Genomic DNA, 19,837 nt, shown 5'->3' with positions numbered 1-19,837 from the left:
TTCGTCGCCTTCGTGGGGGCGGGTCCCGGTGACCCCAACCTGCTGACGCTCCGCGCCGCCGAACTTCTCGGCAAGGCGGACGCCGTCGTGCTCGACGACGAGCAGTCCGGCCCGCTGCTCAAGCACTGCCGCGAGGGCGTCGAGGTCGCCGAGGGCGACTACGTCCAGCGGGCCAAGGCCGGGCAGCTCGTGGTGCGCCTGTGCGCGGGCGACCCCATGTTGTTCTCCTCGATCGACGACGAGGTCGCGGCCTGCGTGGCGGCGGAGGTGGACTTCGAGATCGTGCCCGGCGTGCCGCCCGCGACCGCGGTGCTCACCTACGCCGGCATCCCGGCGGCCACGGCCGTGCCCGAGTTCCGCGTCGTCGACGCCGCTCAGGAGCAGGACTGGTCGTCCCACGCCGCCACCCGCGGCACGCTGGTGATCTACAACGGCATCACCGAGGCCGTCGCCATCGGCAAGGCGCTGATCGCCGGCGGCAAGCCCGACACCACGCCGGTCGCCGTCAGCAGCGGCGGCACCACCACCGAGCAGTACACCGTCGTGTCCTCGCTCGGCCGGCTGCAGGCCGACCTGAAGCACGCCGGGTTCACCGAGCCCGCGCTGATCGTGGTCGGCGAGGCCGTGGGGCAGCGCGAGCGGCTGTCGTGGTTCGAGACCAAGCCGCTGTTCGGGTGGCGGGTGCTGGTGCCGCGGACGAAGGAGCAGTCCCGCAGCCTGTCCGAGCAGCTCGTGGCCTACGGCGCGGTGCCCGAGGAGGTGCCGACCATCTCGGTCGAGCCGCCGCGCACGCCGCAGCAGATGGACCGCGCCATCAAGGGCCTGGTCACCGGCCGCTACGAGTGGGTGGCCTTCACCAGCGCCAACGCCGTCAAGGCGGTGCGCGAGAAGTTCGAGGAGTACGGGCTCGACGCGCGGGCCTTCGCCGGGCTCAAGGTGGCCGCCGTGGGCGAGGCCACCTCGCGGGCCCTGGTCGAGTTCGGCGTCAAGCCCGACCTGCTGCCCTCGGGGGAGCAGTCCTCCGAAGGGCTCGTGGCCGAGTGGCCGCCCTACGACTCGATGCTCGACCCGATCAACCGGGTGCTGCTGCCCCGGGCCGACATCTCGACCGACACGCTGGTGGCCGGGCTCACCGAGCTGGGCTGGGAGTGCGACGACGTGACGGCGTACCGGACGGTGCGCGCCGCGCCGCCGCCCGCGCCCATCCGCGAGGCGATCAAGGGCGGCGGCTTCGACGCCGTGCTGTTCACCTCGTCCTCCACCGTGCGCAACCTGGTCGGCATCGCGGGCAAGCCGCACAACGTCACCGTGATCGCGGTGATCGGGCCGCAGACGGCCAAGACGGCCGAGGAGTTCGGGCTCCGGGTCGACGTCATGTCCGACAAGCCATCCGCATCGGCCCTGGCCGCAGCGCTGGCCGAGTTCGGTGCCAAGCAGCGCCAGGCGGCCGTGGCCGCGGGTGACAGCCCGCGCAGGCCCTCCCAGAACCGCCGTGGCGCCAGGAGGAGAGCCAAGTGAGCGCCCAGTTCCCCGTCGCACGTCCCCGGCGTCTGCGTCGCAGCCAGGCGCTGCGCCGGATAGTGTCGGGCACGCGGCTGCACGCCGCGGACCTGATCCTGCCGCTGTTCCTCAAGGAGGGCATCGACGCGCCGCAGCCGGTGTCGTCCATGCCGGGCGTCTTCCAGCACACCCGCGACTCGCTGCGCAAGGCCGCGCACGACGCGGCCGAGGCGGGCGTGGGCGGCCTGATCCTGTTCGGCATCCCCGCGGTCAAGGACGCGACCGGCTCGGCGGCCGACGACCCCGACGGCATCCTCCAGGTCGCGCTGCGCGAGGTGACCGCCGAGGTCGGCGACGCCCTCGTGGTCATGGCCGACACCTGCCTCGACGAGTTCACCGACCACGGCCACTGCGGGATCCTGACCCCGTCCGGCGAGGTGGACAACGACGCCACGCTGGAGCGTTACGCCTCCATCGCGCTGGCCCAGGCCGCCGCCGGCTCCCAGATGATCGCGCCGAGCGGCATGATGGACGGCCAGGTCGGCGCCATCCGCGCCGCGCTCGACGGGGCCGGCCACGCCGACGTCCCGATCCTGTCCTACTCCGTCAAGTACGCCTCCGCCTTCTTCGGCCCGTTCCGCGAGGCCGCCGAGTGCGCGCCGCAGTTCGGCGACCGCAGCACCCACCAGCAGGACCCGGCCGGTCCGCTGGAGGAGGCGCTGCGCGAGGTCAGGCTCGACCTGGCGGAGGGCGCCGACGCCGTCATGGTCAAGCCGGCGCTGGCCTACCTCGACGTCATCACCCGGGTGCGCGACGCGGTCGACGTGCCGGTGGCGGCCTACCAGGTGAGCGGCGAGTACGCGATGGTCGAGGCGGCGGCGGCCAACGGCTGGATCGACCGCGACCGGACGATCATGGAATCGCTGGTCGCCATCAAGCGCGCCGGCGCCGACATGATCCTCACGTACTGGGCGACGGAAGTGGCGCGACAGCTCTAACCAAGGGGTTTCCCGTCAACTCCTGAGGCGTGTGCGTTAGAGTGCGATGACAAGTGCTGGTGTGTCCCGCGGTGTGCGAACGGCCCGGAGCCGGGACCTCCTCAGGCGCTGACTCGACGGGAGACACCATGGTGGGGGTACCACTGGCTCGGCGTACCAGAAAGCGGTCGCGGCCGACACGCATCGATTCCGTGCTGGAGTACGCGTCCCTGGGCTGGCCCGTCGTGCCGGGTGCCTTTCCGCTGCGTCAGGGCCCGCGCGCGTGTTCGTGCGACCGCGTCGGCTGTCCCGATCCCGGCGCCCATCCGCTCTCGCCCGCCTGGCACCTGCAGGCCACGACGGACACGACGCTGCTGACCCGCTGGTGGGAGAGCGAGCCGGAGGCCAACGTGATCCTGCCCACAGGGCGCGTGTTCGACGTGTTCGACGTACCGCTCGCCTCCGGCCTGTCGGCCCTCACCAGGATCGACGCCGCCGGAGCCCACCCAGGCCCGGTCGCCGCTCAAGGCGACCGGGTCTTGTTTTATGTGGCCACCCGCGGCAACCCCGAGGACGAGGACGAGTGGTGGTCCTGCCAGCTCGACTGCGACCCGGCCACCATCGACGACACGCCGGGCCTGCGCTGGCACTGCCGCGACAGCTACGTGCTCGCGCCGCCCTCCATGCTGCCCTCGGGCCAGCCGGTCTCCTGGCTGCGGCCCCCGGACGGCCGTCCGCTGCCCGACCCCCTGCGCATCCTGGAATGGCTCGCCGACTGAGCACGCCCCGCGGCGGGGGCACGGACCTGCGGGACTAACCTGGGTCGGGTGAGCCGTACACAGAACTCCGAAGGTCTTTTCACCCGCGCCAGGGAAGTGGTGCCCGGCGGCGTCAACTCGCCTGTGCGCGCGTTCGGCGCGGTGGGCGGCACGCCGCGTTTCATGGCCTCGGGCCAGGGGCCGTACATCACCGACGTCGACGGCAACCGCTACGTCGACCTGGTCTGCTCCTGGGGCCCGATGATCCTCGGCCACCGGCATCCCGCGGTCGTCGAGGCCGTCTCCGGCGCGGTCGCCCACGGCTTCTCCTACGGCACCGCCACGCCGGGCGAGGTCGAGCTGGCCGAGGAGATCGTCTCCCGGATGGCGCCGGTCGAGAAGGTGCGCCTGGTCAGCTCCGGCACCGAGGCGACGATGAGCGCGGTGCGCCTGGCGCGCGGCTTCACCGGGCGGTCCAAGGTGATCAAGTTCGCCGGCTGCTACCACGGGCACGTCGACGCCCTGCTGGCCTCGGCCGGGTCAGGGGTGGTGACGTTCGGGCTGCCGGACACGCCCGGGGTGACCGGGGCGTCGGCGGCCGACACGATCGTGCTGCCGTACAACGACATCCAGGCGGTGGCGGAGGCGTTCGCGGCCGCCGAGGTGGCCTGCGTGATCACCGAGGCGTGCCCGGCGAACATGGGGGTCGTCCCGCCGCGCGACGGGTTCAACGCCCGGCTGCGCGAGCTGTGCACGGCCAACGGCGCGCTGCTCATCGTCGACGAGGTGCTGACCGGCTTCCGCGTCTCGTCCGCCGGCTGGTACGGCCTCGACCCGGTCGACGCCGATCTGATGACGTTCGGCAAGGTCATGGGCGGCGGCCTGCCCGCGGCGGCGTTCGGCGGCCGGGCCGACGTGATGGCCTTCCTGGCTCCGGAGGGCCCGGTCTACCAGGCGGGCACGCTGTCCGGCAATCCGCTGGCGTGCGCCGCCGGCCTGGCGACCCTGCGCGCCCTCGACGCCGACGCCTACGCGCGCATCGACGCCGCGGCGCTCGCGGTGGGCGACGCGGCGGCCGAGGCGCTGGCGAAGGCGGGCGTGCCCCACAGGTTGCAGCGTGCCGGCAGCCTGTTCTCGATCTTCTTCGCCGAGGGCGAGGTGCGCGACTTCGACCAGGCCAAGGCCCAGAACACGGCGGCCTTCACCGCGTTCTTCCACGCGATGCTCGACCAGGGCGTCTACCTGCCGCCGTCGGCGTACGAGGCGTGGTTCCTGTCGGCCTCGCACGACGACGAGGCGCTCAACCGGATCGCCGAGGCCCTGCCGGCAGCGGCGAAGGCGGCCGCGGCGGTTCTGTAGCCCGGCGCGGCCTGGTGCCGGCGTACAGCACGCCGGCGACGATGAGGGCCGCGGCCAGGACCTCGGTCCAGGAGAGGGGCTCGCCGGCCACCAGCGCGGCCGACGACATGCCGAACACCGGCACCAGCAGCGTGTACGGCGCCACGGTCGAGGCGTCGTACCGGCGCAGCAGCCAGCCCCACACGCCGAACCCGCCGAGCGTCGAGACGAAGGCCACGTAGGCCAGCGACAACCAGCCCTCGGCGGGGGCCGTCAGCACGGGCGGCCCCTCGACCAGCAGCGACAGCAGCAGGAGGGGCGGCGCGGAGAAGGCGCTCACCCACACCATGAACCGCAGCGAGTCCGGCGGCGCGGCCCTGCGCTGCACCACGTTGCCGAGCCCCCAGGCCGCGGCGGCAGCCACGCACAGGGCGAAGGCGCCCAGCGGGCCGGACACCCCGAAGTCGAACGCGACCAGGGCCAGGCCGCCGAAGGCGACCGCCAGGCCGAGGACGCGGCGGGCGGTGAGCCGCTCGCCGAGCAGCGTCACCGCGAACAGCACGGTGAACAACGCCTGCATCTGCAGGACGAGAGAGGTCAGTCCGGCCGGCATGCCCGCTCGCATGCCCACCAGCAACAGGCCGAACTGACCCACTCCGAGAGTGGCCGCCACCCCGGCGACCCAGCGCCACGGGACTCCCGGCCGCCCCGCGATCAGCAGGGCGGGGAACGCCGCCAGGGTGAACCTGATCCCCGCGTACAGCAGGGGAGGGAAGTGCTTCAGGCCGACCTGCATGACGACGAAGTTGAAGCCCCACACGGCCGCGAGGCCGACGGCGAGGGCGAGGTGGCGGGGGCTCACGCAGAGCGGGTCTTCTGGTACCTGTTGCGCTGCTCGCGAGCCTGCTCGGCGAGGACCTTCAGGTACGAGGTGGAACGGGTCTCGGGCTTCCTGCTCTTAATGATTCGCATGCATATATTTTCATCTGCTTCAGATACAAGGACAAGCGAGACTTTCTACGCTAAACCCTTTAGTCTGGCTTACATGTTGGACCTGAACCGGCTCAAGGCACTTCACGCCGTGCACGTGTACGGGTCGGTCGGCGCCGCGGCCGACGCGCTCATGGTCACGCCGTCGGCCGTCAGCCAGCAGATCGCCAAGCTGGAGCGGGAGACGGGCGCCCGGCTCATGGAGCGCAGCGGCCGGGGCGTGCGGCTGACCGACGCCGCCGGCCTGCTCGCCGAGCACGCCGAGCGCATCCTGGCCCTGGTCGAGACCGCGGAGGCGGACTTCGAGGCGCTGCGCGGCGAGGTCGTCGGCCGGCTCAGCATCGCCGCCTTCGCCACCGCGACCCGCGGCCTGATGCCCGGCGCGCTCGTCCAGCTCAAGAGGCACCACCCCGACCTGCACGTGCAGCTCTACGAGCGCGAGCCCGAGCGGGTGCTGCGCGAGGTGGCCAGGGGCGAGCTGGACCTGGGCGTGATGCAGGACTGGCTCAACCGGCCCATCGCCATGCCCGAGGGCCTGTCCAGGGCCACGCTGCTCGACGACGTGGCCGACGTCGCCATCCCCGCCGACCATCCGCTGGCCGGGCGCAGGGAGGTGGGGCTGGCCGAGCTGCACGGCGAGCGGTGGATCAGCTCGTCGCCCGGCACGGTCTGCCACGACTGGCTGGTCTTCACGCTGCGCAACGCCTCGCTGGAGCCGGAGATCGCGTGCATGGCCGACGAGTACCCCACCCAGCTCGCGCTGGTCGCCGCCGGGCTCGGCTGCGCGATCGTGCCGCGCCTGGGCCGCGACTGCGTGCCCGAAGGCGTGCGGCTGGTCCCGATCATGCCGCGGCAGACGCGCCGCATCTACGCGGTGTGGCGCACCGACGCGGCCCGCCGTCCGGCGATCAGGGCCACGGTCGAGGCCCTGATCGGCGTCAGCCGCGAGCAGGAGAACGCCTGGGCGGTCAGCTGAGCATCCGGCCGCGCACCCGGCCGGGCCGCGCTCAGCTGAGCGCGATCGCCACCACGCCGCCGAGGATCACGCCCGCCGCCAGCAGCCGCCGCCGCAGGTCGCCCTCGGCCAGCAGCCGCCCGCCGAGCAGCACCGCGATCAGCACGCTCACCTCGCGCGCCGGCGCCACCACGCTCACCGGCGCCATCGTGAACGCGATCAGGACCAGCAGGTACGACAGGAAGATCAGGAACGCCGCCCCCACGATCCGCGACCGGTGCTCCCGCCACACGGACCCGACCAGCCGCCGCCTGGCCCCGGCGACGAACGGCGTGAGCGCCAGCGCCCGCCCGACCTCGCCGAGGTAGTTGAGCATGATCGGCGCCACCGCGAACGCGCTGACCACCTGCGAGTCCCACACCGTGTACCCGGCGATGAACAGCCCCACGACCAGCCCCGACACCAGCCCCCGCAGGTCGCCCCGCCCGGCCGCGCCGCCGCTCATCATGAACACCCCGACCCCGACGAGCACGATCCCGGCCACGCCGGCCGGCGCCGGGTGCTCGTCCAGGAACAACACGGCGACCAGGCTGGCCAGCATCGGCCCCGTCCCGCGGGCGACGGGGTAGACCAGCGACAGGTCGCCCGCGCCGTAGCCGCGCTGGAGCAGCACGAAGTAGCCCAGGTGCAGGGCCGTGCTGCCGCAGATCACCGCCAGGTCGCCCCACGACAGCCGGGCGCCCGTGACCAGCAGGAACCCGGCGAACAGCGGGCTCCACACCACCGTGGCCACGACCCCGATCAGCCAGAGGAAGACGAGGCCGTCGGCCTGGGCCGCCTTCTTGCTCAGCAGGTTCCAGGTGGCGTGCGCGACGGCGGCGACGAGAATGAGGACCAGCGCCCAAGGGCTCATCCGGGCGACTCCTTCCAGGGGTGACGGAGAGGAGCCTCCAGGCTTTTGTCCCGTCAGCTGTACGGCCCGGCGGGCCGCGGCGCCGCTCGGACCTGTCTTCCGGCCCTGGTTGTGTGACGGGGGAGGCGGACCGGACGCGGAACCCTAGGCGCAGTCGTCCCGACCATACCTCCGCGCGAAATGCCGGACCAGGCAGCCCCTGACTATGACCGGCATCGAAACGGATAGGCTGTGGCACACCATGGCTGAAACCACCGTCGTCCACCTTTTGCGCCACGGTGAGGTGCACAATCCCGGCGGCATCCTGTACGGCAGGCTGCCCGGCTACCACCTGTCCGACACCGGCAGGCTCATGGCCGAGACGGTCGCCAAGGCCGTCGGCGGCCGCGACATCGTCGCCGTCCACAGCTCGCCGCTCGAACGCGCGCTGGAGACCGCGGCCCCGCTCGCCGACAAGCTCGGCCTCGACGTGACCAAGGACGACCGCCTGCTCGAAGCGGCGAACATGCTGCAGGGCCGTCCGGTCGGCCAGGGGCTGGCCATCCTTCGCAACCCGCGCAACTACCGATATTTCTGGAACCCGTTGCGCCCGTCGTGGGGCGAGGCGTACCCGGCGATCGTGGCGCGCATGAAGGCGGCCGTCGACGACGCCAGGGCGGCGGCGCGCGGGCACGAGGCCGTGCTGGTCAGCCACCAGCTCCCGATCTGGACGATCAGGATGGCCGCCGAGGGCCGCCGGCTCTGGCACGACCCGCGCCGCAGGCAGTGCGCGCTGGCCAGCCTCACCACCTTCACCTTCGAGGGCGACCGCCTGGTCAGCGTCGGCTACAGCGAGCCGGCCGGGTCGCTGAGTTCGGGGCCGTCGATACCAGGGGCCTGATGTCCGGGCCGTGTCTGCCCGCCGGTAGAGTTGCAAGCTCTACCGGTTGTAGTACAAGGAGATCATCCTCCGTGCGCGCGACGTCCATCTCCCTCGTTCTCCTGGCCGCGCTGGCCGCGGGCTGCGCGGCAAACCAGAGCGGGCAGCCCCAGGTGGGCGACACCCGGTTCGTCGCGGGCGACGGCAAGATGCAGGTCTTCGACGCCGCCGACCGCAAGGCGGCCCCGCCGGTCGAGGGCCCCACGCTCGACGGCGGCACGGCCTCGCTGGCCGCCCACAAGGGCAAGGTCGTGGTGATCAACTTCTGGGCCTCGTGGTGCGGCCCGTGCCGGGCCGAGGCGCCGGTGCTCAAGGAGGTCGCCGCCAAGACCAAGGGCGACGTGCAGTTCATCGGCATCGACTTCAAGGACCGCCAGGCCGACGCCCTCGCCTTCGAGCGCACCGAGCAGACCGGCTACTCCCACATCTTCGACCAGCCCGGCAAGGTCGCGCTGTCCTTCCAGGGCACCGTGCCGCCCGCGGCGATCCCGTCCACGCTGGTCATCGACAAGCAGGGCCGCATCGCGGCCAGGGCGCTCGGGGCGGTCAAGTACACCGACCTGATGAACACGGTGACCAAGGTGCGCGATGAGTGACGTCGTCGCCTCGGGCTCGTTGCTGCTCGCGGTGCCGATCGCGCTGCTGGCCGGGGTGGTGTCGTTCCTGTCGCCGTGCGTGCTGCCGCTGGTGCCGGGCTATCTGTCGTACGTGACGGGCATGAGCGCCGACCCCAAGCGGGGGCGGCTGGTGCTCGGCACGGTGCTGTTCGTGGCCGGGTTCGCGCTGGTGTTCGTGCTCAGCGGCGCGCTGTTCGGCGGGCTCGGCTCGATCATGCTGGGCAACGCCCAGGTCATCACGCGGGTGCTCGGCGTCCTGACGATCCTGCTCGGGCTGGCCTTCCTCGGCGTGCTGCCCGGCCTGATGCGCGACGTGCGCATCCACAAGCTGCCGGCCGCGGGCCTGGCCGGCGCGCCGCTGCTCGGCGTGGTGTTCGGCCTCGGCTGGACGCCGTGCATCGGCCCCACGCTGGCCGTCGTGCTCACGCTCGGGCTCAACGAGGGCAGCGCCTCGCGCGGCGCGCTGCTGGCCGTGGCCTACGCGCTGGGCCTCGGGCTGCCGTTCGTGGCCGCCGCCCTGGCCTACAGCAAGGCCCTGCGCACGTTCCAGGCCGTGCGCAAGCACACCCGGCTGATCACCAGGATCGGCGGGGGCATGATGGTGGCCGTCGGGCTGCTGCTCGTCACCGGACTGTGGGGTGCGATGATCGCGGCCATGCAGGGGCTCATCGGCGCGTTCGAGCCGGTGATCTGATGAGCGTCGACGAGCTGGTGCGCGAGGAGCGCGAGCCCCGGCAGGCCGGCATGGGGCCGGTCGGCTGGCTCCGGTGGGGCTGGCGCACCCTCACCTCGATGAAGACCGCGCTGATCCTGCTCTTCCTGCTGGCGCTCGGCTCGATCCCGGGCTCGCTGGTGCCCCAGCGCAGCGTCGAACCCGACAAGGTGGCCCAGCTCTACCAGCAGAACCCCACCCTGGCCGAGTGGTACGACCGCTTCCAGCTCTTCGAGGTGTTCACCTCGGTCTGGTTCGCCGCCGTCTACCTGCTGCTGTTCACCTCGCTCGTCGGCTGCATCATCCCGCGCACCGCCACCTACCTGCGCGAGCTGCGCCGCAAGCCGCCCGCCGCGCCCAAGAACCTGTCCCGGCTGCCCCACTCCGACTCCTTCGAGGGCGACCTCACCGTGGAGGAGGCCGCCGGGCGGCTGCGCAAGATGCGTTTCCGCGTCGTCACCGGCGACGGCTGGGTGGCCGCAGAGAAGGGCTATCTGCGCGAGACCGGCAACCTGTTCTTCCACGTCGCGCTGATCGGCATCCTGCTCGCGGTCGGCTTCGGCTCCCTGTACGGCTACCGCGGCAACGTCCTGGTCGTCGAGGGCGACGGCTTCGCCAACACCGTGGCCGCCTACGACAGGTTCATCCCCGGCAGCCGGGTCTCGGCCGAGTCGCTCCAGCCGTTCTCGTTCGAGCTGGCCGACTTCAAGGCCACCTACCAGGTCGAGGGCGACAAGAAGGGCCAGGAGCTCGACTACTCCGCCTACCTGAAGGTGCACGACGAGCCGGGCGCGCCCGCCCGCGACTACGAGCTCAAGGTCAACGACCCGCTGGAGGTCGACGGGACGCAGACGTACCTGATCGGCCACGGCTACGCGCCCGTCTTCAAGGTCACCGACGGCAAGGGCCAGGTCGCCTACGAAGGGCCCGTGGCCTGCCTGATCGACCAGAAGGCCACGCTGACCTCGTCGTGCGTCGTCAAGGCGCCCGACGCGCAGCCGTCCCAGCTGGGGTTCCTGCTGCGTTTCCTGCCCACCAGCGTGCCGCTGACCGACGGCAACTACGCCTCGGCCTTCCCCGGCGAGCTCCAGCCGCAGGTGCAGCTCCTCGGCGGTTACGTGGGCGACCTCGGCATGCGGTCGGGCAAGCCGCAGTCGGTCTACAAGATCCTGCCGGACGAGCTCGACGGCAAGGTCGTGCCCGTCGTGCGGGGATCGTTCGCGACCAAGCCGCTGTCGGTGGGGGAGTCCACCGAGCTGCCCGGCGGGGCGGGGAAGCTGGAGTTCACCGGCGTCAAGGAGTGGATCACGCTCCAGACCGCCTACGACCCCGGGCGCGTGCCCGCGCTGATCGCCGCGGCCGTCGCGGTGGTCGCCATCGCGCTGTCGTTGATGATCCGCCGCCGGCGCGTCTGGGTGCGGGTCAGGGAAGGGCGGGTCGACGTGGGCGGCCTGACCCGTACCGAGGGCTCCGCGGCGGGCTTCGCCGAGGAGTTCGCCGAGATCGTCAAGGCTCTATCAGCAGGAGAACAGCATGTCCGCTGAGCAATTGGCCGGGCTGAGCGACAACTTCGTCGTCGGCGCCGTCCTGCTCTACATCATCGCCATGGTGGGCTTCGCGATGGAGCTGGCCTTCGGAAGGGCCGTCCTGGGCAAGGCGGCCGTGAAACGGGCCGCCCGGCAGCCCGTCACGGTCGGCGCCCCCTCGGAAGGCGACGCCGGGCCCGAGGCCGAGGCGCCCGTCGCCGATCCCGCGCCCGTCATGGCGGGCGGGGCCAGGGCCGGGCGGGTCGCACTCGTGCTGGCCTGGATCGGGTGGGCCGCCAACCTCGGCGCCATCATCACCCGCGGCCTGGCGGTCGGCCGGTGGCCGTGGGGCAACATGTACGAGTTCGTGGTGGCCATCTGCTTCGCCGCCGTGACCGCGTTCCTGTTCACCCAGGTCCGCCAGAACGTGCGGTTCCTGGGCGCGTTCGTCATGATCGCCGCCACGCTCGGGCTCGGGTTCGCGGTCAAGGTGCTCTACACGGCGGCCGGGCCCGTGGTGCCGGCGCTGAACTCGTACTGGATCGCGATCCACGTCACCGCGGCGATCCTGGCCAGCGGGCTGTTCACGCTGGCCGGCGTGTCGGGCGTGCTGTTCCTGGTGCGCGGCGAGGGGCTCTCGCGCCTGCCCAGCCGCGACGACCTGGAGCGGGTGGCCCACCGCGCGATCGTGCTGGCCTTCCCGCTGTGGACGTTCGCCGTCATCGCCGGCGCGCTCTGGGCCGACCGCGCCTGGGGCCGCTACTGGGGCTGGGACCCCAAGGAGGTCTGGTCGTTCATCACTTGGGTGGCGTACGCGGCCTACCTGCACGCCAGGGTGACGGCCGGCTGGCGGGGCAGGGCCGCCATGATCGTGCAGCTGCTGGCGTTCGGGTGCCTGATCTTCAACCTGGTCGGCGTCAACATCTTCATCTCCGGCCTGCACAGCTACGCCGACGTCAGCGGTTAGTCCTCGCCGCGCATCCGCCGGTCGAGATCTCTCAGGAAGTCGGGGTCGTCGTCCGGGCCCTTCGGCGCGCCCGGGCCCGGCGGCACCGGCCACGGGTCGCGCTCGGCCCTGGGCCGCCCGCGCAGCATCCAGATCACGCCGCCGAGCAGCGGGACCAGCACGACGATGAGCACCCACAGCGCCTTTGGTACGTTCCTGACCTCTTCCTCGGGTGCGGTGATGACGTCGAAGAGCGAGAAGAGCCAGAAGGCCAGCAACGCCAGGCCGATCAGAACACCTGCCATGCCCGAACTGTAAGCCATCCGCGACGTGATCGTGTCGGACGATGTCCCGTTTCGGATGACTCGGGAAGATCGGCGTCGTACCGTGGAACCCGGTTCGCCATGGACGCGGCGTGAAGGGGTGCGATGGCCTTTTCTCACGACAAGGGCCGACATCGGCGCGGCCGTTGGTGGCGCCGCGGGTCGTACCTGTTCTCGCGGCGTGACGAGGCTCCTCCGGACGCGGATCGTTCCTTCTGGTCCCGGCGGAAGGAGAGCCGCCCGGAGGCCCCGAGAGAGCAGTTCAAGGGCGCCGAGCGGCGCAGGGAGCAGCAGCCGGAGCGGTTCGCCCGTCCCGGCGGCCCCCAGCGGCGCGAGGTCACCTGGGACGGCCTCTCGCTGCGCGAGCGCGCGCCACGCCTGCCCGCCGCCGTCGCCGAACGCCCCCGCTACACCTGGTACGACTTCGAGCTCGACGACACGCCGCCGAGGGCCCAGCCCAACAGGCCGGAGGCCCCCTCCATCGGCGACGGACTGCGCCACTGCGGCAAGCTGGAGAAGATCCTCCACCGCCAGTGGGACGCCCGGCACGGCCCGCCCTCCAAGGACGCCGTACGCGCAGTGGAGAGCCTGGCCCGGCTGCCCGACCGGCTGAAGGAGCTGCTGGCCGCCGGTCTCGAAGGCATCTACGTCGGCCCCGGCGGCGTCCCCGACCTCGACGACATGGGCTACTTACGCGGCGCGCCGCTCCCGTCCGGCCGGGCCACCTGGGACATCTGCGCCGGCGCGTACGGCGACCGCAAGATCGTGGTGGGCGACCGCCCCTCACCCACGCCGGACGTGATGATGCACGAGGTCGGCCACGCCATCGACGACCTGGACTCCTTCCACGGCGAATGGGTGTCGGACTCGCCGGAGTTCGTCCGGCTCTACGACAACGCCTTCCCCAAGCTGGCCTCGACCTTCCACCGCCAGGGCAACGGCCTGGGCCGCAAGGAGTTCTTCGCCGACGCCTTCGCCGCCATCGCCGCCCGCCAGCGCCCGGCCCTGGTCGACATGCTCGGCGGCGACACACGGATGGCGCTCGACGTCATGCTCTTCTTCAACCGGCGCTACGGAATCTAGGTGATCAGCCATGTACGTCATCCGGCTCGCTGACGGGACCCTGCGCGTGCCGCAGAGCCTGACCAGCGAAGACGGGCGTCTGATCGGCAACGCGTACGTGGACGTGCAGCCCGGCGAGCCCGACTACGACAAGTGGCTGCCCGAGTCGCTGACCGAGGAGGAGGCGGCCGAGCGCCGCAGTCGCTGGGAAGAGGAGAACGACGACCTCGAACGCGAGTTCCTGGCCTTCAAGGCCAGCCAGGAGGACGCCTGAGAAGGACCGGCGCCAGCCGCGGTCGGCGGTTGGCGCCGCCCCGTGCCTGCCGTCGGGAAGTGTGGCCCGCAGGCACGCTCGACCACGGCCTCACGACGTGAGGCGGATTGAGGTCCCGCCAGCGGTGATCCTGGCGGATCTCAGGATCACCGACTAGACGGAACGTCAGACGCGCGGGGACTCACCTGCTGGCCTGTCGGCCGTGAGAACGTCCTCGCCTCGAAGAAGGGCGTGCACTTCCGACTCGCGGAAGCGCCGGTGCCCTCCGGGGGTGCGGATACTGCTGATGCGGCCTGCCGCAGCCCAGCGCGTAACCGTCTTTGGGTCTACCCGGAAGAGGGCGGCAACCTCTCCTGGGGTCAGCAGACGCTCGCTGCTACTCTCCACCAATCTCTCCCCCTCGCATCCCGCTTCCTGCCAGCGGGCGGACAGGTAACCAGTGTGTCGAGCGAAGCCTGATTTATCCGTGGTTTTCGACAAAGATCACGGGTTGTTATCAGCTGACTGCCCGATTGTTATATGATAGAGCCTCTTTGGGGCTCTCGTGGGTGTTTCTTTACGAAACACCCTTACTGGGAACAGTAGCAGCGCTCGCGTCCGATGCGAAGAGCGACCGCTACGCAGGGACGAGTAACCTCGAACCCGTGCATCCCGTTCTCGTTTACACCGCGTCGCGGATCGGCCTGTTTGTCGTGACCCTGGGTGTTCTGTACCTCGTCGGCCTGCAAAACCCGCTGTTCCTGCTCGCAGCCGCTTTCGTGATCAGCGGCATAGCCAGCTACGTGCTGCTGTCGAGGCAGCGTGACGCCGTCAGCGCACGCCTCAGCGGCCGGATCGACCGGCCGGAGCCGCAGGACGACTAGGGCAGGGGGAACATGCCAATCCGGGCATGGTACTCCCGTCCGAGTCGCGTTGTGTCACTACCGACTAGTAGGCCGGTCTTGTGCGCCAGAAATGCCTTCACGCCGATGCCCCGCTCCCGGCCGGGATTCCAGGCGAGCGCCTTTCCCGTACGCGGATGAATGGCGCCGATGCCCTCGCGGGGCACCGCTCCCGGGCCGGCCGAGTCGCGGCCCTGCGGGTTGTCCAGCCAGCGCTGGTGGCCGCCGACATACACGGCTGAGGCGGTGACCGCCACCGCGTAGAGCGAGTCGCCGCCGGTGGCGTTGGTCCAGGTCGGCCTGACGTCCGGGCCTGCGGCGTACGTCTCGAACCGGGCGGCCGTGTCGCACATGCGGCCCTTCGGGCCACCGGTCGTGACCACCACGAAGGAGCGGCCGTCGGGGGCGAAGTCCAGGCCGCGCACGTAGGAGGGGAACGCCTCCGCGCAGCGCTGGGCGTAGACCTCGGTGCGCCAGTCGGCGACCCTGGCCACGGGCCCGCTGACGTCGATCAGCCCGAGCTGCGGCCGGGACCGCCCGCCGAGCGTGGTGAACGAGCCGTCGACCGCCAGCCGGCCGCCCGACAGGGCGAGGGCCTGGACCTTCACCCTGGGCGTCAGCGGCTCGCCCGGCGTGACGGCGAAGCCGGGGTCGGCCACGCCCGTCGCGGCGTCGAGCCCGGCCAGGGCGACGCGCGGCCGGACGAAGTCGCCGCCGACGTAGAGCCTGGAGCCGTTCCTGACCACGGTGGTGACCATGCCCCCGTCGATCCGGGGCATGAAGCCGTCGACGAGCTGCCCGTCGGCGACGTTGATGCGGGCGAGCGCGCGGGCGCCGACGTTGTTGACGCCGGGGAAGGCGCCGCCCACGTAGACCGTGCCGTGGTCGCCGGCGGCCAGCCCGTAGACCGGCCCGGCGACGGACGGCGCGAAGCCGCGCAGGATGCGGCCGGTCGCCAGGTCGTAGGCGAACAGGTTGGCCCGGCGCAGCGTGTACGTGCGCCCGGCGTCGCTGACCTCGCTGAACGAGCCGCCGACGACGACGGTGCCACCGACCAGCGCGATGGCGTTGACGATGCCGTCGAGGACGTGGGGGGTGTTGTCGACCGGGTCGGCCGAGACCACGCGGGAGTGCGCGACGGGGGCCGAGGCGATGATCGCCGCAAGGGCGACACGGGCAAGCATTCACCAACATCTAGCAGACGTTCGGTAGCGGTGCCGCTACTTTGCGTCAATTGCCGCAAGGGCCGGGCTCGCCGGCGGCCCGGTGGTGGCTGGTCAAAGGCCGTAACGCCCGGCGAATACCGCACGGGCCGCCTGAGTACTCTTGTCCGCATGACGCGCGCTCAGTTGGACAAGCAGCCGGACGAGGTCGCCGCGATGTTCGATCGCACCGCCCGGCGCTACGACCTGGTCAACGACGTGGCCTCGCTGTGGCAGGTCAGGCTCTGGCGCAAGGCCGTGGCCGCCGCCGTCGACGCGGGGCCCGGCGAGGTCGTGCTCGACCTGGGGGCCGGCACCGGCACCTCCACCGACAGCTTCACCGGCCTCGGCGCCCGCGCCGTGGCCTCCGACTTCTCCCTCGGCATGTTGCGCACGGGCGTGCAGCGGCACGGCGGCAACGCGCTGAGCGGGCCCGGCATCCCGTTCGTGGCCGGCGACGCGATGCGGCTGCCGTTCGCCGACGACGTCTTCGACGCGGTGACGATCTCGGTGGCGCTGCGCAACGTGCACGACACCTCGCAGGCGCTGCGCGAGATGCTCCGCGTGACCAGGCCGGGCGGCCGGCTGGTGATCCTGGAGTTCTCGCACGTCACGTTCGGGCCGTTCGACCTGGTCTACCGCGAATACCTGATGAGGGCCCTGCCCAAGGTGGCCAAGGTGTTCGGCTCCAACGACGACTCCTACGACTACCTGGCCGAGTCCATCAGGGACTGGCCCGACCAGCGGGCGCTGGCCCGGACGATCGGCGACGCCGGCTGGGAGCGGGTGGCCTGGCGCAACCTGACGATGGGCATCGTCGCCGTCCACCGGGCGTTCAAGCCCGCCTGAGCCGCGGGCGGGCGGCCATGGTGAGAGTTCCTGAAATCGTTTTCCCCCTTTCCGCCCGTTCCGGCTTTGATGTATCGGAGGGAAGCCCCGTGCAATTCCCGCTGGGGTGACGACGGGGCCTCTTTCCTGGATGAAACCAGGGGCGAGGATTGCCATCGCACTTTGTGGGCATATCTCTCGATTTCTCGGAAGGGGCCCCGCCGCCTGCTGACGGAGCAGCCGCCGCTGCGCTGCTCGACCCTGCTCGACGAGGCCGTGCCGCGCCGGCGCTTCGGGACACCGCCATGGACGAGGGGGAATCGCGCGAATTCGTCGCGCGTTGGCAGATCAACTGTAACGACATGGTTATCGCGGCGTGTCTTGCAAGTCCGGCCGATCTTCTGTTGGCTACCGTCATTGGTCCAGACCAATGAGACTCGGGAGGTAGTCCGTCCGATGAGCGGCCCCACTGTCTCGCCGGACGGATGGCGCAAGAGCAGTCTCAGCGCGGCCGGCGGCGAGTGCGTCGAGTTCGCCCGGAGCGCGACCGGCGACGCGCTGTCGCGTGACTCGAAAGACCCCTCGGGCGGAGTGCGCATCGCCGAGTTCGAAGTCTGACGTTCCCGTGCCCGGCCCTTCGTTGACGACGGAGGGCCTTCTTGTGTCCAGGATCCGTACCCCGACTGCCACTATGTACAGGAAAAGCAGTAGACTGCGGGCCGACAAGTTTGTGAAGGGGTTCACAAAGGAACGAAGGCGCAAGACCCCGAGGCCTTCGAGCGTGTAGGACAGGACAGTCCAGTGACCGTGCCACCAGCCATACAGGCTGACGCCGACGTCATCGTCGTCGGCGCCGGTCCCGCCGGTTCCGCAACCGCCTTTTACCTCGCTCAGGCCGGTCTCGACGTGCTGCTCCTGGAGAAGACCAGGTTCCCCCGCGAGAAGGTCTGCGGCGACGGCCTGACGCCACGTGCCGTCAAGCAGTTGCTCAACATGGGCGTCGACATCGACGCGCCCGGCTGGATCAGGAACAAGGGCCTGCGCGTCGTCGGCGGCGGCCTCCGCTTCGAGCTCGACTGGCCGCAGTTGGAGCGCTTCCCCGACTTCGGCCTGGTCCGCACCCGCAAGGACTTCGACCAGATCGTCGCGGCCAACGCGGTCAAGAACGGCGTGCGCCTCATGGAGGGCGTCACCGTGACCGGGCCGGTGCTCGACGACCGCAGCGGGCACATCGTCGGCGTGCGCACCAAGGACGGCGCGACGTACCGCAGCCGGGTGGTCGTGGCGGCCGACGGCAACAGCACCCGCCTGGCGATCGGCATGGGCCTGCACAAGCGGGAGGACCGGCCCATGGGCGTGGCCGTCCGCACCTACTTCGAGAGCCCCCGCCACGACGACGACTACCTGGAGACCTGGCTGGAGCTGTGGGACGGCGACACCCTGCTGCCCGGCTACGGCTGGGTGTTCGGGGTCGGCGACGGCACCGCCAACGTCGGGCTCGGGCTGCTCAACACCAGCGCCCAGTTCGGCAACATCGACTACCGCGACCTGTTGAAGCGCTGGTGCAGGGCCATGCCGGCCGACTGGGGCTTCACCGAGGAGAACATGACGGCCCCCATCCGCGGCGCCGCTCTCCCGATGGCCTTCAACAGGCAGCCGCACTACACCCGGGGTCTTATCCTCGTGGGTGACTCCGGCGGGTCCATCAACCCGTTCAACGGCGAGGGCATCGCCTACGCCATGGAGACCGGCGAGATCGCCGCCGAGATCATCGCGAAGGCACTCAAGGACACCACTCCCGCACAGCGTGAGCGGATCCTGAGGACCTACCCCCAGGTGATGAAGGACGCCTACGGCGGCTACTTCACACTAGGGAGGTTGTTCGTCGAGGCGATTGGGAAGCCGGGTGTGATGAGCTTCGGGACCAGGCACGGCCTGCCACACCCGAGGCTGATGCGCTTCGCGCTCAAGCTCCTTGGTAATCTCACCGACCGGCGAGGCGATGCGTCCGACATGATCATCAACGCTCTCTCGAAGGTCGCCCCACCAGCATGATTCCCACGACAGACACATCAAGCTGCGCGCCCGCGCGCGCGGCGACTCCAGAGGAGGCGTAGCGATGGACCTTTACGTGCCCATCCTGGTGCTCGCCGTTCTCGCGGGGGGCTTCGCGATCTTCTCGGTCGCCATCGCTCCCTTCACCGGACCCAAGCGCTGGAACCGCGCCAAGCTTGACGCCTATGAATGCGGCATCGAGCCGACGCCCCAGCCGGTCGGTGGCGGACGGTTCCCGCTCAAATACATGATCACCGCGATGCTCTTCATCGTGTTCGACATCGAGATCATCTTCCTCTACCCGTGGGCGGTCTCCTTCGCGCCGCTGAAGAACGACGCGGGCGCCGTCATCGCGTCCGGCCTCGGGCTGTTCGCGCTGGTCGAGATGCTGCTGTTCATCGTCACCGTGCTCGTCGCATACGCGTACGTGTGGCGCCGCAAGGGTCTGGACTGGGACTGAAAATGGGACTTGAAGAGAAACTCCCCAGCGGGTTCATCCTCAGCACGGTCGAAGCCGCCGCAGGATGGGCGCGGAAGAGCTCGGTGTGGCCGGCCACGTTCGGCCTCGCGTGTTGCGCCATCGAGCTGATGGCCACCGGTGGCCCCCACTACGACCTGGCGCGCTTCGGCATGGAGCGCGCTTCGGCGTCTCCCCGCCAGGCCGACCTCATGATCGTCGCCGGGCGCGTGTCGCAGAAGATGGCGCCCGTCCTGCGGCAGATCTACGACCAGATGGCCGAGCCCAAGTGGGTCATCGCCATGGGCGTGTGCGCCTCCAGCGGCGGCATGTTCAACAACTACGCCATCGTGCAGGGCGTCGACCACGTCGTGCCGGTCGACATCTACCTGCCCGGCTGCCCGCCGCGGCCCGAGATGCTGATCGACGCGATCGTGAAGCTGCACGACAAGATCCAGAACATGAAGTTCGGCGCTCACCGCGCCAAGCAGATCGAGGACCTCGAACTGCGGGCGCTGCGCACGCTGCCGCTGATCGACCAGGGGGCCGGAAAGTGACCTCGCCCGACCACCTTCCCGGGAGCCCGGAGAGCGGGGAGGCCCCC

General features: G+C 70.8%; 23 protein-coding genes. 18 read left to right on the top strand and 5 right to left on the bottom strand.

Features of this window, described 5'->3' with window-relative positions:
• Positions 1 to 12: 12 nt before the first annotated feature.
• From AB0J46_RS06615 to hemL, 4 genes are all read left to right on the top strand, one after another.
• Positions 13 to 1,518, top strand: a complete 1,506-nt coding sequence (locus AB0J46_RS06615) for a bifunctional uroporphyrinogen-III C-methyltransferase/uroporphyrinogen-III synthase (RefSeq protein WP_358290288.1) — start codon at positions 13 to 15, stop codon at positions 1,516 to 1,518.
• Entirely contained in the window at positions 1,515 to 2,498 is a 984-nt protein-coding gene (hemB, locus tag AB0J46_RS06610; RefSeq protein WP_364327339.1) for a porphobilinogen synthase, read from the top strand. The genes AB0J46_RS06615 and hemB overlap by 4 nt, the downstream gene beginning before the upstream one ends.
• A gap of 128 nt (positions 2,499 to 2,626) precedes the next feature.
• Positions 2,627 to 3,256 (top strand): bifunctional DNA primase/polymerase, encoded by a 630-nt coding sequence (locus tag AB0J46_RS06605; RefSeq protein ID WP_364327336.1) that lies wholly within the window; start codon positions 2,627 to 2,629, stop codon positions 3,254 to 3,256.
• A gap of 48 nt (positions 3,257 to 3,304) precedes the next feature.
• Entirely contained in the window at positions 3,305 to 4,594 is a 1,290-nt protein-coding gene (gene hemL, locus AB0J46_RS06600) for a glutamate-1-semialdehyde 2,1-aminomutase (protein ID WP_364327333.1), read from the top strand.
• Here the strand turns inward: hemL and AB0J46_RS06595 are convergent.
• The gene (locus tag AB0J46_RS06595) at positions 4,536 to 5,435 is read right to left on the bottom strand and encodes an EamA family transporter (RefSeq protein WP_364327330.1); all 900 of its coding nucleotides are present in this window, start codon (positions 5,433 to 5,435) and stop codon (positions 4,536 to 4,538) included. The genes hemL and AB0J46_RS06595 overlap by 59 nt on opposite strands.
• A gap of 183 nt (positions 5,436 to 5,618) precedes the next feature.
• Between AB0J46_RS06595 and AB0J46_RS06590 the strand changes: the two genes are divergently transcribed.
• Positions 5,619 to 6,539, top strand: coding sequence for a LysR family transcriptional regulator (locus AB0J46_RS06590; RefSeq protein ID WP_364327327.1), 921 nt, complete (start codon positions 5,619 to 5,621; stop codon positions 6,537 to 6,539).
• Positions 6,540 to 6,570: 31 nt separating this feature from the next.
• Here AB0J46_RS06590 and AB0J46_RS06585 read toward each other — a convergent pair whose 3' ends face one another.
• Positions 6,571 to 7,431: a DMT family transporter gene (locus AB0J46_RS06585; RefSeq protein WP_364327324.1), complete on the bottom strand. Its 861-nt coding sequence runs from the start codon at positions 7,429 to 7,431 to the stop codon at positions 6,571 to 6,573.
• Between the two features lie 241 nt (positions 7,432 to 7,672).
• Between AB0J46_RS06585 and AB0J46_RS06580 the strand changes: the two genes are divergently transcribed.
• The 5 genes from AB0J46_RS06580 to ccsA all read left to right on the top strand — a co-directional run bounded on the left by AB0J46_RS06580 (position 7,673) and on the right by ccsA (position 12,172).
• Positions 7,673 to 8,311 carry a histidine phosphatase family protein gene (locus AB0J46_RS06580; RefSeq protein ID WP_358290273.1) on the top strand — a complete coding sequence of 213 codons (639 nt, stop codon included), beginning with the start codon at positions 7,673 to 7,675 and terminating at the stop codon, positions 8,309 to 8,311.
• Positions 8,312 to 8,382: 71 nt separating this feature from the next.
• Positions 8,383 to 8,946, top strand: a complete 564-nt coding sequence (locus AB0J46_RS06575) for a TlpA disulfide reductase family protein (protein ID WP_357966320.1) — start codon at positions 8,383 to 8,385, stop codon at positions 8,944 to 8,946.
• Entirely contained in the window at positions 8,939 to 9,661 is a 723-nt protein-coding gene (locus AB0J46_RS06570; RefSeq protein WP_364327320.1) for a cytochrome c biogenesis protein CcdA, read from the top strand. Before AB0J46_RS06575 ends, AB0J46_RS06570 begins: the two co-directional genes overlap by 8 nt.
• Positions 9,661 to 11,223: a cytochrome c biogenesis protein ResB gene (locus AB0J46_RS06565; RefSeq protein ID WP_364327317.1), complete on the top strand. Its 1,563-nt coding sequence runs from the start codon at positions 9,661 to 9,663 to the stop codon at positions 11,221 to 11,223. Before AB0J46_RS06570 ends, AB0J46_RS06565 begins: the two co-directional genes overlap by 1 nt.
• Positions 11,213 to 12,172, top strand: a complete 960-nt coding sequence (ccsA, locus tag AB0J46_RS06560) for a cytochrome c biogenesis protein CcsA (RefSeq protein ID WP_364327314.1) — start codon at positions 11,213 to 11,215, stop codon at positions 12,170 to 12,172. Before AB0J46_RS06565 ends, ccsA begins: the two co-directional genes overlap by 11 nt.
• On the opposite strand, the gene AB0J46_RS06555 is transcribed toward ccsA, so the two are convergent.
• Positions 12,169 to 12,456: a PLDc N-terminal domain-containing protein gene (locus tag AB0J46_RS06555; RefSeq protein ID WP_352322521.1), complete on the bottom strand. Its 288-nt coding sequence runs from the start codon at positions 12,454 to 12,456 to the stop codon at positions 12,169 to 12,171. The genes ccsA and AB0J46_RS06555 overlap by 4 nt on opposite strands.
• 123 nt (positions 12,457 to 12,579) lie before the next feature.
• On the opposite strand from AB0J46_RS06555, the gene AB0J46_RS06550 reads away from it, so the two are divergent.
• Positions 12,580 to 13,557 carry a hypothetical protein gene (locus AB0J46_RS06550; RefSeq protein ID WP_364327311.1) on the top strand — a complete coding sequence of 326 codons (978 nt, stop codon included), beginning with the start codon at positions 12,580 to 12,582 and terminating at the stop codon, positions 13,555 to 13,557.
• Between the two features lie 10 nt (positions 13,558 to 13,567).
• Positions 13,568 to 13,810 (top strand): hypothetical protein, encoded by a 243-nt coding sequence (locus tag AB0J46_RS06545; RefSeq protein ID WP_364327308.1) that lies wholly within the window; start codon positions 13,568 to 13,570, stop codon positions 13,808 to 13,810.
• Between the two features lie 165 nt (positions 13,811 to 13,975).
• On the opposite strand, the gene AB0J46_RS06540 is transcribed toward AB0J46_RS06545, so the two are convergent.
• Positions 13,976 to 14,197 carry a BldC family transcriptional regulator gene (locus AB0J46_RS06540; protein ID WP_026214226.1) on the bottom strand — a complete coding sequence of 74 codons (222 nt, stop codon included), beginning with the start codon at positions 14,195 to 14,197 and terminating at the stop codon, positions 13,976 to 13,978.
• Positions 14,198 to 14,454: 257 nt separating this feature from the next.
• On the opposite strand from AB0J46_RS06540, the gene AB0J46_RS06535 reads away from it, so the two are divergent.
• The gene (locus tag AB0J46_RS06535) at positions 14,455 to 14,673 is read left to right on the top strand and encodes a DUF4229 domain-containing protein (RefSeq protein WP_352357263.1); all 219 of its coding nucleotides are present in this window, start codon (positions 14,455 to 14,457) and stop codon (positions 14,671 to 14,673) included.
• Here the strand turns inward: AB0J46_RS06535 and AB0J46_RS06530 are convergent.
• The gene (locus tag AB0J46_RS06530) at positions 14,670 to 15,875 is read right to left on the bottom strand and encodes a hypothetical protein (protein ID WP_364327306.1); all 1,206 of its coding nucleotides are present in this window, start codon (positions 15,873 to 15,875) and stop codon (positions 14,670 to 14,672) included. The genes AB0J46_RS06535 and AB0J46_RS06530 overlap by 4 nt on opposite strands.
• Positions 15,876 to 16,025: 150 nt before the next feature.
• Between AB0J46_RS06530 and AB0J46_RS06525 the strand changes: the two genes are divergently transcribed.
• The 5 genes from AB0J46_RS06525 to AB0J46_RS06505 all read left to right on the top strand — a co-directional run bounded on the left by AB0J46_RS06525 (position 16,026) and on the right by AB0J46_RS06505 (position 19,790).
• On the top strand, positions 16,026 to 16,742 hold the full coding sequence (locus AB0J46_RS06525) for a demethylmenaquinone methyltransferase (protein WP_364327303.1): 717 nt from the start codon (positions 16,026 to 16,028) through the stop codon (positions 16,740 to 16,742).
• A 435-nt stretch (positions 16,743 to 17,177) separates the two neighbouring features.
• Complete coding sequence (locus tag AB0J46_RS06520) at positions 17,178 to 17,339, top strand: DUF397 domain-containing protein (RefSeq protein ID WP_364327300.1); 162 nt, start codon at positions 17,178 to 17,180, stop codon at positions 17,337 to 17,339.
• A 183-nt stretch (positions 17,340 to 17,522) separates the two neighbouring features.
• On the top strand, positions 17,523 to 18,776 hold the full coding sequence (locus AB0J46_RS06515) for a geranylgeranyl reductase family protein (RefSeq protein ID WP_352322514.1): 1,254 nt from the start codon (positions 17,523 to 17,525) through the stop codon (positions 18,774 to 18,776).
• Positions 18,777 to 18,840: 64 nt separating this feature from the next.
• The gene (locus AB0J46_RS06510) at positions 18,841 to 19,236 is read left to right on the top strand and encodes an NADH-quinone oxidoreductase subunit A (RefSeq protein ID WP_364327297.1); all 396 of its coding nucleotides are present in this window, start codon (positions 18,841 to 18,843) and stop codon (positions 19,234 to 19,236) included.
• Between the two features lie 2 nt (positions 19,237 to 19,238).
• A complete protein-coding gene (locus tag AB0J46_RS06505) occupies positions 19,239 to 19,790 on the top strand; it encodes an NADH-quinone oxidoreductase subunit B family protein (RefSeq protein WP_352322512.1) in 552 nt (183 codons plus the stop codon).
• The last annotated feature ends 47 nt before the right edge of the window (positions 19,791 to 19,837 follow it).

The sequence above is a fragment of the Nonomuraea sp. NPDC049758 genome (assembly GCF_040674635.1).
Classification (GTDB): domain Bacteria; phylum Actinomycetota; class Actinomycetes; order Streptosporangiales; family Streptosporangiaceae; genus Nonomuraea.
This window is presented reverse-complemented; position numbering and strand designations above follow the sequence as displayed.